Origin of the sequence: Nitrosomonas communis, from assembly GCF_900114745.1 — a bacterium.
GTDB lineage: Bacteria > Pseudomonadota > Gammaproteobacteria > Burkholderiales > Nitrosomonadaceae > Nitrosomonas > Nitrosomonas communis_A.
Genome location: NZ_FOUB01000002.1, coordinates 130,569 through 145,175, shown reverse-complemented (window position 1 = coordinate 145,175; position 14,607 = coordinate 130,569). Strand labels below are relative to the sequence as shown.

12 protein-coding genes are annotated in these 14,607 nt (G+C 43.6%); 8 read left to right on the top strand and 4 right to left on the bottom strand.

The window, feature by feature from the left end; translation table 11 throughout:
• Window positions 1-66: 66 nt before the first annotated feature.
• Both BM122_RS01625 and glgC read right to left on the bottom strand, forming a co-directional pair.
• The gene (locus tag BM122_RS01625) at window positions 67-1,776 is read right to left on the bottom strand and encodes a glycoside hydrolase family 57 protein (protein ID WP_074903049.1); all 1,710 of its coding nucleotides are present in this window, start codon (window positions 1,774-1,776) and stop codon (window positions 67-69) included.
• Window positions 1,777-2,040: 264 nt separating this feature from the next.
• Entirely contained in the window at window positions 2,041-3,285 is a 1,245-nt protein-coding gene (gene glgC, locus BM122_RS01620; protein ID WP_074903048.1) for a glucose-1-phosphate adenylyltransferase, read from the bottom strand.
• 294 nt (window positions 3,286-3,579) lie between these two features.
• Here glgC and glgB point away from each other — a divergent pair, with 294 nt between their 5' ends.
• Window positions 3,580-5,784, top strand: coding sequence for a 1,4-alpha-glucan branching protein GlgB (gene glgB / locus BM122_RS01615; protein WP_177198014.1), 2,205 nt, complete (start codon window positions 3,580-3,582; stop codon window positions 5,782-5,784).
• A 147-nt stretch (window positions 5,785-5,931) separates the two neighbouring features.
• Here the strand turns inward: glgB and BM122_RS01610 are convergent, their stop codons facing one another.
• The gene (locus tag BM122_RS01610; protein ID WP_074903046.1) at window positions 5,932-6,645 is read right to left on the bottom strand and encodes a type 1 glutamine amidotransferase; all 714 of its coding nucleotides are present in this window, start codon (window positions 6,643-6,645) and stop codon (window positions 5,932-5,934) included.
• Between the two features lie 217 nt (window positions 6,646-6,862).
• Between BM122_RS01610 and BM122_RS01605 the strand changes: the two genes are divergently transcribed.
• From BM122_RS01605 to BM122_RS01590, 4 genes are all read left to right on the top strand, one after another.
• Window positions 6,863-8,257 (top strand): DUF2868 domain-containing protein, encoded by a 1,395-nt coding sequence (locus BM122_RS01605; RefSeq protein WP_074903045.1) that lies wholly within the window; start codon window positions 6,863-6,865, stop codon window positions 8,255-8,257.
• Window positions 8,221-9,678 (top strand): DUF3482 domain-containing protein, encoded by a 1,458-nt coding sequence (locus BM122_RS01600; protein ID WP_256211829.1) that lies wholly within the window; start codon window positions 8,221-8,223, stop codon window positions 9,676-9,678. The genes BM122_RS01605 and BM122_RS01600 overlap by 37 nt, the downstream gene beginning before the upstream one ends.
• Before the next feature lie 433 nt (window positions 9,679-10,111).
• The gene (locus BM122_RS01595) at window positions 10,112-11,266 is read left to right on the top strand and encodes a hypothetical protein (protein ID WP_143083267.1); all 1,155 of its coding nucleotides are present in this window, start codon (window positions 10,112-10,114) and stop codon (window positions 11,264-11,266) included.
• A gap of 24 nt (window positions 11,267-11,290) precedes the next feature.
• Window positions 11,291-11,833 carry a YMGG-like glycine zipper-containing protein gene (locus BM122_RS01590; RefSeq protein WP_074903042.1) on the top strand — a complete coding sequence of 181 codons (543 nt, stop codon included), beginning with the start codon at window positions 11,291-11,293 and terminating at the stop codon, window positions 11,831-11,833.
• A gap of 27 nt (window positions 11,834-11,860) precedes the next feature.
• On the opposite strand, the gene BM122_RS01585 is transcribed toward BM122_RS01590, so the two are convergent.
• Window positions 11,861-12,145: a hypothetical protein gene (locus tag BM122_RS01585; RefSeq protein WP_074903041.1), complete on the bottom strand. Its 285-nt coding sequence runs from the start codon at window positions 12,143-12,145 to the stop codon at window positions 11,861-11,863.
• A gap of 92 nt (window positions 12,146-12,237) precedes the next feature.
• Between BM122_RS01585 and msrB the strand changes: the two genes are divergently transcribed.
• The 3 genes from msrB (at window position 12,238) to BM122_RS01570 (ending at window position 14,473) form a co-directional block, all read left to right on the top strand.
• Window positions 12,238-12,813 (top strand): peptide-methionine (R)-S-oxide reductase MsrB, encoded by a 576-nt coding sequence (gene msrB / locus BM122_RS01580; RefSeq protein ID WP_256211828.1) that lies wholly within the window; start codon window positions 12,238-12,240, stop codon window positions 12,811-12,813.
• A gap of 470 nt (window positions 12,814-13,283) precedes the next feature.
• Window positions 13,284-13,970, top strand: coding sequence for a Crp/Fnr family transcriptional regulator (locus tag BM122_RS01575; protein ID WP_074903040.1), 687 nt, complete (start codon window positions 13,284-13,286; stop codon window positions 13,968-13,970).
• Between the two features lie 125 nt (window positions 13,971-14,095).
• A complete protein-coding gene (locus BM122_RS01570) occupies window positions 14,096-14,473 on the top strand; it encodes an SPW repeat domain-containing protein (protein ID WP_074903039.1) in 378 nt (125 codons plus the stop codon).
• Window positions 14,474-14,607 lie beyond the last annotated feature (134 nt).

Below are 14,607 nucleotides of genomic sequence, written 5' to 3'. Positions count from 1 at the left end.
TAATACATTTTTTATTTTATGAAAACAATTTCATACCAGGCGTCTATTCTTTTACTTGGACCCGCTTTACGATGAACGCCGCATCGTTTCAATCACGCCAGTATATCGTCCACCCTGACTGATTGGCTCAAGCACGATTGCGGGCGCTGGTAATTTCAGCAAACGATAGAGGTTGGCAAGATTTTTCCGAAACAATTGATCAAAACTAGCAACTGCCTGCGCAGAGTTATAATCACCAAACCACCAGAACCAGTCCGAACTTTCACATGATGCAAGCTGCTGTTCTACCAGTGATTTTTCCTCATCCGTCAGACGTTCGCTCTTCATTACAAGATCATAACTCTGTTTAGCTGCACATAATAGATCCCAGGCTAAATTTTTGTCATGATTACCTATCCAAGTGGAAAAAGTGCCATAAACCCAGCTCCCTGCAGCTAGCACAGGTAAAATTTTGGTTTCAGCCTGCGTATCAATTAAATCCACAATATAGTCACGATAAGTCGTGGTTTGAATGAATGGGTGGTTTTCAAGTAGATCGTAAAGATCATTGAGAAAATAGTAACCATTATAAGGATAGGATTCCCAGGCATTTTCACCATCCAGAATGACACTTACAATGGGATACGTAACAATTGACTGCACCTCATGATGAATTTTCTCAAGCGTATAAACAAAATTTTCTGCTGCGTCACGCCCAAACCATTTTGAATATTCGAATCCGATCATATCGGATAATTTGTCATCACGAAAAAAACAAAACATCCTGTTTTTTTCATCAGATACCTGGTAGGGACGGTAAAGATAGTGATTCCGATTCGGTAAAGATTGATCTGGATACGATTTATGCAAGCTGTTAACCAATACACCCTCACCACTGGCACTCCATTGGCAGCCCAATTCCATGAAGATATTCAGCAAATCTTTTGATATACCTCCTTCAGCAGGCCAGAAGCCCGCAGGCTGCGTATCAAAGTGTTGTCTGTGACGATTGATAGCTGACTTCACATGAAAGGTAACGCGTTCACATCCTCCTGGGTAAATTGCATTCGAAGGCAAAGTAACCTCGGGAAGACTATCACGCGCTGACGAGAAATCGATCAACAAGGGGGCCAACGGATGAAAATGAGGCGTAGTGGACAGCTCAATTTGACCTCTGGCAGCAAGTTCACGGTAATGTGGAATCAATTCCTGGATAAGCTTTCCAATGAGATTGAATAGCTGCAACCTATCTGTATAACTAAAATTTTTACCTTGCGTCATGAGCTTTACCACAATCTCATGGTTTCGCCGTACACTTTCCCCAGTCCACGCAAGGTGATACCACGTTAACAAATCAGCCAGATACTGACCGGAAACATAGATTAAATCCTCATCCCCTTGCCCTTCCAGCATATCGTACACGTCGCGCAAATGTTGATAGGCAGGGTAAGGTTTTAACATGGTGGCATGATTGCTCTGAAAGCAGCTATTCAGTATAGATACACGTTCATTTACCGTGATCATATTCAGATCGGGCGTAGCAAGCAGGCGTAATAATGGATCACGTATTTTTTTCTGTGTAAACTGCTGTGCATAATCTTCAAGTTGATCCAACAAGATGGGCACAAAATTGACGATCGCTTTGACACATGGATGTTGTTCTAAGTGATGTGCCATATCGGTATAATCTTTGATGGCATGCAGATATACCCACGGCAGCAAGAATTCACCTGTGTCACGGTCCCGGTAATCGGGTTGATGCATATGCCATAGTAAAACGAGATTCAGTGGTTTCATGAATTAAAAGCAGATTGCCTATCTAATTACTCAAAAAAATCTGAATTCTTAGTTAAGACCCATCATATGGGCATGCCCAAGAACACCATGCCGATTATGCTGATCCATTCCTAAATCAAGCCTGACTTTGTTAGCTTCATCTCGCTGTATTATTGATAGTGTCTGCAGCTCGCTTTCACGCTATTTTTGATTTGGAAATGGAATGGCTTACTAATGAATTGAGGACGGTATTACCCTCTACCAGCTTCCCCCCTTTTCAGATGCTTAACGAACATAATGTATGCTTTGACCCAGCATTTCGGGCGTTATAAGTGTAATCCCTTTTTTCGTTACATAGAACCGCTTGCTGTCTTCTTCTGGATCGAATCCAACTTTCAATCCTTCCGGTATCACGCAGTTTTTTTCAACGACCACGCGCTTCAAATGGACGTGCCGACCTATATCTACATTAGGAAGCACGACCGAGTCCTCGACGATCCCATAGCTTCGAACTTGGACATTGGAAAACAATAATGAGCGACGAATGGTTGCACCACTAATAATACACCCCCCCGAAATCATAGAATCAAGCGCATGCCCTCGTCGATCGTCATCATCAAAAACAAATTTGGCAGGCGGTAATTGTTCTTGGTAAGTCCAGATCGGCCAGTCTTCATCATATAGATTAAGATCAGGTGTCACGGTTGTAAGATCGATATTAGCTTCCCAGTAAGCATCCACTGTACCCACATCGCGCCAATAAGGTATGCCTGCTGCCATATTGACACAACTGCTCTGGAAGCTGTGTGCATAAACACGATGATGGCTGACTAGGTGAGGAATCAAATCTTTACCAAAATCGTGCGAAGAATGCGTGTCATCGTGATCGCGAATCAATTGTTCAAACAGAAATGAAGCATTAAAGAGATAAATACCCATGCTAACCAATGCACGATCTGGCTGACCTGGCATGGAGGCGGGATTATCAGGCTTCTCAGTAAAATTAGTAACATGCCATTTATCGTTTACAGCCATCACCCCAAAAGCAGTGGCTTCTTCCAGTGGCACTTCCAAGCAGGCAACAGTGATGTCTGCGCCTCTTTTTACATGCTCGACAAGCATTCTACTGTAATCCATTTTATAAACATGATCGCCACCCAATATCAGAACATAGCTAGGATCATGATAACGCAAGATATCAAGATTCTGAAAAACAGCATCTGCAGTACCTTGATACCAGGTTTCTTCAGTTCGCTGTTGAGCTGGAAAAAGCTCAACATATTCTTTGAATCGCCCATCAAGAAAACTCCAGCCGCGCTGGATATGGCGAATTAGGCTCTGCGCTTTATATTGAGTAACCACTCCAATACGCCGTACACCCGAATTGACACAATTCGACAGGGGAAAATCTATAATACGGAATTTACCACCAAACGGCACAGCTGGTTTAGCACGCCAGTCTGTTAGATGATGCAAACGGCTGCCACGTCCTCCTGCCAATATTAATGCAAGCGCGTTATGTGTAAGCATTCAACATCTCCCGATCTGAGAAGATCTATTTAATTGATAATATGAATATGAATATGGATATGGGTAATCAATACATCAATCGCAACACAAGCAGTCCAGCATAGAATATAAGCAATATAAGCCCATCTAGTAGATGCCATAGCATTACCATGGTCAAGCTCGCTACTTTATACTTTAGAATATGAGCTGTATTATGTAATTTATTGTATTTATAGCATCTTATCTTACTGGATCTTAATTATCATTTCCAGACATAACCAACTCTTGTTTTCTTGTTAGTTACCATCTATGCCTATGAAATCTGAACTTGTACATACGAACACTAATTCATTGCAAGAAATGTTGTTAGCTGCACGATTACATAACCCATATGACTATCTGGGCGTGCATAGGGACCAGGATGATGAGCTGGTAACAAGAGTATTCCAGCCTTATGCTGCCAATGTCTGGATTCAGACAGCCAATGGCTTTGAATCAATGACGCGGATCCATGATGAGGGTATCTTTGAATGGCATAGCAAAATCCCGCCAGTGCACCCCTATCTCTTGCGAATCGAGGAAAGCACTTCACTGGGAACTGTGCGTGAATTGTATGATCCCTATGCTTTTCCTGTGCAAATTTCCGATTATGAGCTGTATTTATATAATGAAGGCAATCTACGTCAAGCTTATCGAACCTTAGGCGCACAGTTGACTGCCATAAATGGAATTGCCGGTGTCCGCTTTGCGGTCTGGGCACCCAATGCTGAACGTGTCAGCATCATTGGGGATTTTAATCGTTGGGATGGGCGAATACATCCAATGGCTGTTCATCATCATAGTGGCGTATGGGAATTATTTATTCCTGGTTTACCAAGTGGCACCGTTTACAAATATGAGATTCGCAATCGTAATACTGGCGATATCTTGATCAAGACAGATCCCTTTGCAAATTATCATGAGCTGCGCCCCAGCAATGCAGGGCGCACTCCAATGGGAGAAAACTTTGTTTGGCAGGATGCAGATTGGATGCAAAAACGTACTGACTGGGACTGGTTACATGCGCCACTCAATATCTATGAAATCCATGCAGGCTCATGGAAACGGCATCCCGATGGACGTTTTTATACTTATCGTGAGCTTGCCCAGCACTTGATTCCCTATCTACTCGAAATGGGCTATTCACATGTTGAATTATTGCCGATATCAGAACATCCGCTTGATGAGTCCTGGGGTTATCAGACAACAGGTTATTTCGCGGTATCAAGTCGTTATGGTTTGCCCGAAGATTTCAAATTTTTTGTGAACGCTTGTCATCAAGCAAACATTGGAGTCATCCTGGACTGGGTACCAGCCCATTTTCCCCAGGATATCTTTTCCTTAGCCCGCTTCGATGGCACTGCCCTTTACGAGCATGAAGATCCTCGTCTCGGATTCCATCAAGACTGGGGGACATTTATCTTCAATTATGGGCGCAATGAAGTGAGATCATTTTTACTATCAAGCGCGCATTATTGGTTAAATGTATTCCATCTCGATGGATTACGTGTTGATGCAGTAGCTTCAATGCTTTACCTGGATTACTCACGCAAAGCAGGAGAATGGTTACCCAATAAACACGGTGGACGAGAAAACCTCGATGCGGTAGATTTCCTGCGCGAACTCAATATTATGGTGCATGAAGCGTTTCCCGGCGCAATTACTTTGGCGGAAGAATCTACCTCCTGGCCAGCAGTATCACGCCCCACTTATGTGGGTGGGTTAGGGTTTTCCATGAAATGGAACATGGGTTGGATGAATGACACGCTCGCTTATATGAAGCTTGATCCCATCCACCGTCACTATCAGCACAATAATTTAACTTTTAATCAGTTATACGCCTACACCGAAAACTTTGTATTGCCACTATCACACGATGAAGTGGTGCATGGCAAAGGCTCTTTGTTAGCCAAAATGCCAGGAGATGCCTGGCAGAAATTTGCCAACTTGCGTTTGTTGTTTACCTACCAACTGACTTGTCCCGGCAAAAAACTTAATTTCATGGGTAACGAGTTTGCTCATGGACCTGAATGGCAAGTTAGTAAAGAGCTTGATTGGAATTTGCTAGAATATGAGTCTCATCGTGGCGTACAAATGGCATTACGCGACCTGAATCATCTTTATATGACTACCCCCGCATTGCATCAGCTTGATTTCTTCGCGGAAGGATTTAGCTGGATCGATTGTCATGATGCAGAGCAATCTGTAATTAGCTATCTGCGTCATGCGCAAGATGGTTCGTTTAGGCTGATTGTATTAAATTTTACGCCGGTAACGCGCATGAAATACCGCATCGGCACGCCTTTTAGCGGCTCCTACCAAGAAGTATTTAATAGTGACTCCGCTTATTATGGCGGGAGTAATATAGGAAATGCTGGCTGGATTACTACGACTGGAGAACCCAGTTTAGGTTTTGCTGATTCCCTCATGATCACCCTCCCACCATTAGCTGGGATTATCTTGGGGCTGAGTCATGCTTAAACAGTTTTACACTTCCTCGAATTTCCGATGCACAGCAAACAATCATTTACATCCACCATACTATCACAAACAAAGGAGATATATTGGCAGTTAATCTGTACTATCTCCTGAAACAAAAATTTTAGAGGCACCCTTTACTCAAAACAATTACTCTCCCGTTTTTAATGCCGTGATCCATTTGCGGTATAACTGATCGGCAATCATATTCAATTTCGACACGCGAGACTTCAGATTCGTTTGCATTGCATCAGCTGGTTGCACTGCAGGACTGGCCTGATTCTGTATAATTTCTGCCGCATTAACTCTACTCCAGTTAAGTACCATGTCTTCGGTCATCTCAACGTGACACTGCATTCCCAGATGAATTCCTAATGCAAATGCCTGATTTTGGCAATAAGCGTTGGAAAGCAGCAAGGCACTTCCAGCAGGTAAAGAAAAGGTCTCCCCATGCCAGTGAAATGGTTCAAATTCCTTTAAATCCCCTAACCATTCGTGTGCAACCGGATTATCCGCCACGCGGACTTTTCCCCAGCCCAATTCTTTGATAGGATTCGCCTCAATGATACCTCCAAACGCTTTGGACATAAGTTGTCCACCCAAACAATGCCCCAATACGGGCACATCATGAGCTACCGCTTGCTTGATCAGGGCAAGTAATGAGCCAATCCAAGGCAGGTTATCGTTGACGCTCATGGGGCCTCCCATCAGAACCAAACCACTAAATAGATGAATATTACCAGGAAGGCCCTCTCCCTGGTCGATGCTGATTAGCTGCCAGGGAATATGATTGTTATCGAGAAATGTGGCAAAATAGCCAGGTCCCTCAATAGGGGAAAATCTAAAAATTGCAATTGGTTTCATAGCAATAACCTTTCGGGTATAACAAATCTTTAATTGCTAATTGTAGCTTTTTCCATTGAGTTCTTTCTCCTGATTCTATTTCTAAATGCTTTTGTGTACTGGAACAACCCTACGCACTTTTTTCAGGATCAATTTAATCGATGCCAATCACCTTTCAATCAGATTGACAGGTCAGGAGAAATAACACTTTGTTTTTCCATTCTTTTAATCAACAGTTATGGCAATACACAACACTACGTTCTCTGATTTGGTTCGTTTAGAGCAATTGCGTCACATTGAAACGGGCAAAGCAGAAGCGCTGTCATACGCAAGCATCGCTGATATGGAAACCCACGCTGTTTCTGATTTCAATTACCCTGTTTTTCTAAAACGGCTAACCACTCGTGCCCGGCGCCTGATTCAGGATAATGCGCTAGCCACAACATTACAATATCCTCAAAAACTTTTTATCCGTGCGGGCCGAATAAGTTTAATAATCTCGGCAATTTTGGGCGCATTGGCAGCAGGTAATGCAATAGGCGAATCTTCCACGCTGAACATATACTGGTTATTAGCGGTTTTGCTTGGCTTCAATTTAATTTCCATCATGCTGTGGGTGATAGGGATTTCATTCAATTTACAGGGATTGAGTGCAGGGGTTGTCGCTCAGCTGGCTTGCTGGTTACCCTATCGTCACAAGGAAAAAGAAAGTGACACGATTGCTTTACTTGCCGCACGCGGCTGGTGGGAAGCCAATTTGACTGGTACAGTTGGCAAATGGCGCATCAGTATTCTCACTCATCAATTTTGGCTGACTTATCTGGCGACCGGGATAGTCTTACTCGTGCTGCTCATGATGGCAAAGCAATATGACTTTATTTGGGGAACGACATTACTACCAGAAAGCAGCCTTCCTGAACTGACTCAATGGCTAAGCAAGCCCATGAAATTTTGGGGATTGATTCCTCCCGACAGTTCCCAGATTGCAGCAAGCCGAGTAAGCGCGATTATACAAGAACAAGATGCAGAAACCAGAAGTGCCTGGGCCAAATTTTTGTTGAGTGCCTTATTGCTCTACGGTATTGTGCCTCGCCTTATATTCCTACTCGTTTCTGTGTTGATGCAGAAACTAGCTGAGCATCGTTTTAAAATAGATCTTTATTTACCTTACTATATTACTTTACGACAACGTTTAATGGCGCATAAATTTGAGTCTAGCGTCATTGATGCAGACCCTAATATAGTCGTAGAAAAAAAGATTACTCCTAGACAAATTGGCCAGGGAATACCGCAAAATGCACTCGCAATTGGGATTGAACTTGATGATCATATCGTTTGGCCAGATGGCATGAACTGCAGCAAAAATGTCATTGATCAGACATCGTTTTCGGAAGCAGCTAATATCATCCAAAAATCCGATAGTCCGTTGCTGATTGGTGTGGCTGCTCATCGCCTGCCAGACAGAGGCGTGCAACGCACCATCAGAGATCTGATGACTTATACCTCTGGAGAAGTCTGGTTAATTTTATTGCGCAGCCGCGCAGCCATTCCCGTTGCCGACACACGCAAACTCGCATGGTTCAGAACGGCTGAGGCATGCGCTATTCCCGCCGAATGCGTTATCACTCAATAATCATGAATGTAGCAGACAAAGCATCACACCAGGATATTCACTCATTGATAAATATTGCAGTGGTAGGCCACACTAATACCGGGAAGACTTCGCTGATTCGCACTATGCTGCGGAGCAATCAATTCGGTAAAATTGAAGATGGTGCAGGAACGACTCGCCATGTTGAACGGGCAACTATTTTTGCTGATAATGAAGCCATATTGAATTTACACGACACCCCAGGTATTGAGGATTCTCATGCGCTGTTAAGGCAACTTAAATCGATTGGCACGCACCATAAATCGTTTTCACCCATTGAAATATTAGAAAAGTTCATTGCAACCACGTCTATCGATGATCCATTAGAACAAGAAGCCAAGGTCATCAGGCAAATATTGCGCAGTGATGTCTTATTGTACATTATCGATGTGCGCGAGCCTGTATTGGAAAAATATCTGATTGAAATCGAGATACTCAGCAAGGCTATGAAACCCATCATCCCTGTTTTCAATTTCATTGCCAACCATACAGCAGAACTTGCCATCTGGCGAAAAAAACTAGCTGCTTTCAATCTTCACACTTCATTAGAATTCGATACAGTCGCCTTTTCTTTTGAGGCGGAGAAGCGGTTGTATCAGAAACTACAAACTCTAGTGGAATCACACTATGATCAATTGCAAAAACTCATCAATTATCGCGCCACGGTATGGGATCAGCTCTGCTTGTCTGCAGCCAAACGCATCGTTGAGTTGATTGTATCTGTTGCCTGCTATCGCGAAAGCAAACGGAACCAGAACGATAGTCATGCAAATTCAACCGCCGCCCAAAAATTAAAGGATTTCGTAAGAAAGTCCGAACAAAGCTGTTTAAGAGATTTGCTAACCATTTTTAACTTCTCAGAGAAAGACATTGCTCTCCAAAAAATTCCTGTAAGCAATGGCCAATGGCAGCTTGATATATTCGCCCCCGGGGTACTCAAGGCTTATGGTCTTGATATTGGCAGTGCTGCACTCAAAGGTGCAGCGACAGGCGCAGGAATTGATCTGATGGTGGGTGGACTCAGTTTAGGAGCAGCCACTGCCTTGGGTGCGATCGCTGGCACTGGCTGGTCAACATTTAAACGCTATGGCAAGGAGATCAAAGCCAAAATTCAAGGCATGCAATGGTTGTGTGCGGATGAAAGCACACTGCAGATACTCTATATCCGTCAGCAGCAATTGTTATCAAAACTAATGCATCGTGGTCATGCTGCTTACCAGGTAGACCAGATCGATACTGCCACTGTATCTGCTTCAGAAAAATTACCCAGTAACTGGCCCGATATAATCAGTACCCTGCAACAGAATCCCGCATGGGACAAACCTTCTAGCGCTCGAAATCAAGATCCACAATATCAATCTATTGAAGCCAAGCTGATCAATGCATTGCTAGCTAACGGCTAATTCCATTTCCAAATCAAAAATAATGCGAAGGCGAGCCACAGACAGTATCAATAATACGGCAAGGTGAAGCCGACAAAGTCAGTTTTGATTTAGAAATGGAATAAAACTTATCTGGAGCTCGTTAAGAAACATGCAGTAGTCATCTCCAAGAACATGGCAGATAAAACGCACTGATACCACCAAGATGACTTACAGTTATCTTATATTGGGGGAAATCCCGTAGATTCAGCTTTCATTCAGGATCTGATGGATAAGATGACAATCAGTATCGCACATAGTGAATCCATCTTAATTGTTAGCTGCTGAAACCAGCACAATGAGCATCACTGAATGGTATTAATTTGATAATTAATTTTGTTTAACCTGGATATTTCGCCAAGTCAGCTTGGCGAAATATCCAGGTTAACTCCACCAAACTCCAATAAAGATTGCTATGAACAGATTCAAACTGATTTGTATGGCTGGCGCCTTGGTTTACTTAGTATCGTCAGCTTCGGCATGGACCGCTGATGGAAATCATGCCGACTTTGATGGTGGTGATTTTGGAGGCGATCTTGATACCGACGTTGATTTTGGTGATGATTTCGGTGAGACCGGTTTCGGAGAAACCTTTGACTGGAACGGAGATTTTGCAAGCAATTTTGACCAAAGAGAAGACTTTTATCAAGATGCAGATTTCGATCAGAGTAGCATCATTTATCAGAACAGAAACTTTAGTCAGCCGGAAAACTTTGAACAGGCCGATAATCCTAGCCCAGGGCGAGACTTTGAGCAACTCAATGATTTTATGGCAAGCGATCACTCTAACCATGATATTGGGTCCGCTCATCAAGACAAGCAATCTGTCGAACTCGCTCTCCCTCCTGAGGAAGGTGAGCTTGTTCAGGATGAGGAATTTGCCCCAGTTCATCAAGCTGCTAATGCAGATCCCACTCAGCATGACCCGTCTATCCAGGAGGGTGAATCAGTTCAGGTAGACCCATCGATCCACACCAATGTTACTCAGAGTGATTCCTTGACCCAGAACATTAATATCCAGAACGTTCAATCGGTTCACAATAATGCACATGACAACCACGGTGGACTTAGCCACGGTATTTGGCATGGTCAGCATCACGCACATCACCATGATTTTGATATTGGATTTGGATTAGGTATCGGTCCAGGATTGGGATCTGGTCCTTTTTATCCTTTCATCCCTTTCAGCGGCTTTGGTTATTATGGATATGGTGGTTTCGCACCTTATAATAGTTTCGGTTTCCACAGCAGTTTTGATTCTTTTGGGGGAATGGGTTTTTATAGTGGCTATGTTCCTTTTGGCTATGCTGGCTTTGGTCCCTATGGCCGTTTTGAAAGTTACTATCCGTTAGGTGGCTTCCCCGCGGTGATGGCTGATCCGGCATTTCCAGTAACCATGACCAGCGCGCCGCCCAGCAAACCGGCTTATATTCAACAACAGAATGTTTCACAACCTGCTCCTGAGCCAAAAACCAATTATTGGCACTATTGTCGAAAACCAGAAGGGTACTATCCTTATGTTAGGAAGTGCCCTGATGGTTGGGTAAAAATTCCTTCACAGCCTTCTTAATTAAATTTCAAAGGAAATCTCGTTATGCCAAGAATTACTAAAATATCCACGCTGCTGTCACTCACGCTGCTCACAGCATGTGTTCACATACCGACGGGACCAGGCGTAATGGTTTTACCCGCAGCAGATAAAACGTTTGAGCAATTTAGATCGGATGACTTGCTCTGTAGACAATTTGCGAGCGAGCAAGTCAGCGAACAAACGCCACGCCGTGCATCCATATTCAGCGGTATGGAAACCGCCGCTCTTACAACTGCATTAGGCGCCCTCGCAGGCACTGCTTTTGGTGGCGGACGAGGTGCTGCCATTGGTGCAGGAAGTGGCTTATTGGTGGGAGGATTGGCTGGCAGCAGTTCTGCACAATCTTCAGGAAATATCAATCAACAGCGCTACGATACAGCTTATATGCAGTGCATGTATGCCAATGGTCATCGCATCCCCTCTCCCGGGCGTTTTGTCAACGAGGGATACTCAAGCAGCGGTAGCAAGCCGGCACCCCAACGTGCTCCTTCTAGCAGCTATCCACCTCCCCCTCCAGGCAGCCCTCCGCCGCCCCCTCCCTACTAAATTTATTTAATGATACTATTTCAAACGTTAATAAGTAGAATCATGAAATAAACCCATAGCGTAAATAGCGTAGTGAATCGGATCGAGAATTGCGTCGATCTTACTGCAGGTAAAATGACCATACCTTACGTTCTGGCCGATGGTCATGAATATAGAGTTGAAATGGATCAACGCGATAATTAAATGAACTGAGAAGTTACTTTTGCAGAACCAGGCGGTCAATAATCGTGCTTCATTGTGGGTGGCTCCCCGCCCGATGGACGGGTGGGGTTGTATACTACTTGTCCGCTCATCTTCATCATATAAACGCATTAACCCTCATTCTCGCGCAATCTCACCTGCTAAGATAGCTATTCTGAAAAGCCGGTTATGCTGAACCATACCATACGCTGGCGATCAAATTTTTGCTGAACTTATTTGAAAACATGGGGATCCACATAAAAAAACGCACTTGGCTGAAAGGGTTGGCTGCATTGATCACACTGCCTTTTATCTCATCCTATCCACGCGAATTAGGTGCCGAACAACAGAGGAGCACAAAAATTAAAATCGATCCGATAACCGTTGCCCCGCTCAATAAACCGCATGAAGCATGGCGTTCTTTATTGTCACCAGAGGCTTACCAAGTATTGTTTGGAGAAGACACGGAGCCTCCTGAGAGCAATCCTCTTAACCAAGAATATCGTGATGGCATCTACATTTGTGCCGCTTGCTATTTACCCTTATTCGATAGCAAACATAAATATGATAGCGGTACCGGATGGCCCAGTTTTACCCAACCTATTTCTGGCCATATCGGCACCAAACGTGATTTCATGCTGATCTGGCCTCGCACCGAGTATCACTGCGCACGCTGTGAGGGCCATCAGGGCCATGTCTTCAATGATGGTCCACCGCCACGCGGAGAGCGCTGGTGTAATAATGGATTAGCGCTAAGGTTTATCCCTAAAGAAGAAGCACTCCCCGAACTGAGGGGATAAAACATAACGGCTGAAAGATTAAATCAAATTACATGAAATAAATAGCCGATGGGCTGACATGTGGCTATTCTTAATATTGGCGGCTCTTGCAGGCTGGCAACAGTCGGATCGGATTGATCTGACCGGTGCTGACAAATCATTTATTAAATCAGACACTTGATAAAGCTCATGGTATGATCGAAATCATTTCGGGATACATCAGTGGCTACTTACGAGTCAATCAGCAAAGGCAGAACTGACCACGTCGAAGTCGTACAGATTATTTTGGGCCAACCAAAACCAGCTCTCAGCATTATATAATCCCATTTGAGTATCTTATACTATTTCCAAATCAAAGATGATAAGAAGGCGAACCGCAGACATCATCAATAAAACAGCAAGGTGAAGTCGACAAAATCGGGATCGATTTAGCAATAGAATGATTGATGTATCGAGTCTATAGGCTAGCCTATTTTTAATCAGCACTGTCAATGTCCTCCTCAAAACACGATCATATAAAAGCTGAATTTCTCAATCCGCTGTTAGAGCGAAATTGGCAGCAATGGAAGCAAATATGTCCTTCCATTCAGGAAATCGAAATTCCTGATAAACGTTTTCTCTATCGCCAAGGGGAAAGTTGCGCAAGTCTTTTTTGGATAAAAGAAGGTATCGTAAAACTTTCTTATCTCACGATCCAGGGCAATGAGTTGACGCTTGCTTTAATAAGATCAGGGTGTGTCATCGGACAACTGCAGCATGATTGTGCTAATCCAGTCATGCAAGAAAGCGCACAGGCTCTGGGAAAAGTCTCATTCTATCGGATCGAATATGAAGATTTCAAAAAATTGATATATCGCTGGCCGGAGTGGTCATGGGCTGTTTTCGAGACAATGTCTAACCGGCAGCAACAGATTGAACGCAAACTCCGCACTATTCTTACTCAGCCAGTTGACCAACGTGTGATTGCAACGCTCCTGGATCTTGCTCAATTATTTGGAACACGATGTAAACATGGATATTCACTGGAAATTTTCCTCACTCAGCAAGAGCTGGCAGATTTAGTAGGCGCCAGCCGCTCCGTAGTCAGTACGATCATGAATGAGTTTAGAAATCGAGGATTACTTGACTATACACGCGAGCAAATTTGTATTAATGATGCCGCATTAATCAATGAGTAATTGTTTGATTAAACTCAGCTGTTGCAATATTTACTATAAGGGATGTTGTCTTGCTAACAGACATTGGCAGTAACGCTGTATTAAAGTGCTGACTGTTACTCACCATCAATGAAAGGAGCAGTCAAATGAAAATAATTTCTCCACGTAACCATGGCTATTTAGATTTCCTGACAGTGGTTATATTTTTACTGGCACCTACTTTATTGGGTTTAAGCAAAATACCCGCAATGCTTGCATATGGGTTGGCTGCAGTTCATCTTGTTGTTACCTTGATTTCCGGTTTTCCCTTTGGCGCCATCAAGATAATTCCCTTTATGCTGCAAGGCTGGATCGAGTGCATAGTTGGCCCGGTATTAGTGGCTATCCCCTTCATCTTAGGTTTTGCTGACGAGTTTATCGCTCGGAATTTTTATATTGCCATGGGGCTTATTATTATTGTGGTAGGATTACTAACAGACTATCGAGGAGAAAATCGCTCAATCTATGCGACTATAAAAGCGTAATTTTCTAAAAATGGCAATGATCAGGATATGAAATAAATATAGGCATCACAGCCAGACAGGAATGCTTACATCACACAGAGAGCGACGGGATTCAACGCCTCAAATGCTTTTTAGCACATCACTGGAGGAAGTGG

Excerpts from the sequence above, each read along its gene's own strand:
- BM122_RS01625 (WP_074903049.1), bottom strand. The coding sequence starts at position 1,776 with ATGAAACCACTGAATCTCGTTTTACTATGGCATATGCATCAACCCGAT.
- glgC (WP_074903048.1), bottom strand. The coding sequence starts at position 3,285 with ATGCTTACACATAACGCGCTTGCATTAATATTGGCAGGAGGACGTGGC.
- glgB (WP_177198014.1), top strand. The coding sequence starts at position 3,580 with ATGAAATCTGAACTTGTACATACGAACACTAATTCATTGCAAGAAATG.
- BM122_RS01610 (WP_074903046.1), bottom strand. The coding sequence starts at position 6,645 with ATGAAACCAATTGCAATTTTTAGATTTTCCCCTATTGAGGGACCTGGC.
- BM122_RS01605 (WP_074903045.1), top strand. The coding sequence starts at position 6,863 with ATGGCAATACACAACACTACGTTCTCTGATTTGGTTCGTTTAGAGCAA.
- BM122_RS01600 (WP_256211829.1), top strand. The coding sequence starts at position 8,221 with ATGCGCTATTCCCGCCGAATGCGTTATCACTCAATAATCATGAATGTA.
- BM122_RS01595 (WP_143083267.1), top strand. The coding sequence starts at position 10,112 with ATGAACAGATTCAAACTGATTTGTATGGCTGGCGCCTTGGTTTACTTA.
- BM122_RS01590 (WP_074903042.1), top strand. The coding sequence starts at position 11,291 with ATGCCAAGAATTACTAAAATATCCACGCTGCTGTCACTCACGCTGCTC.
- BM122_RS01585 (WP_074903041.1), bottom strand. The coding sequence starts at position 12,145 with ATGCGTTTATATGATGAAGATGAGCGGACAAGTAGTATACAACCCCAC.
- BM122_RS01575 (WP_074903040.1), top strand. The coding sequence starts at position 13,284 with ATGTCCTCCTCAAAACACGATCATATAAAAGCTGAATTTCTCAATCCG.
- BM122_RS01570 (WP_074903039.1), top strand. The coding sequence starts at position 14,096 with ATGAAAATAATTTCTCCACGTAACCATGGCTATTTAGATTTCCTGACA.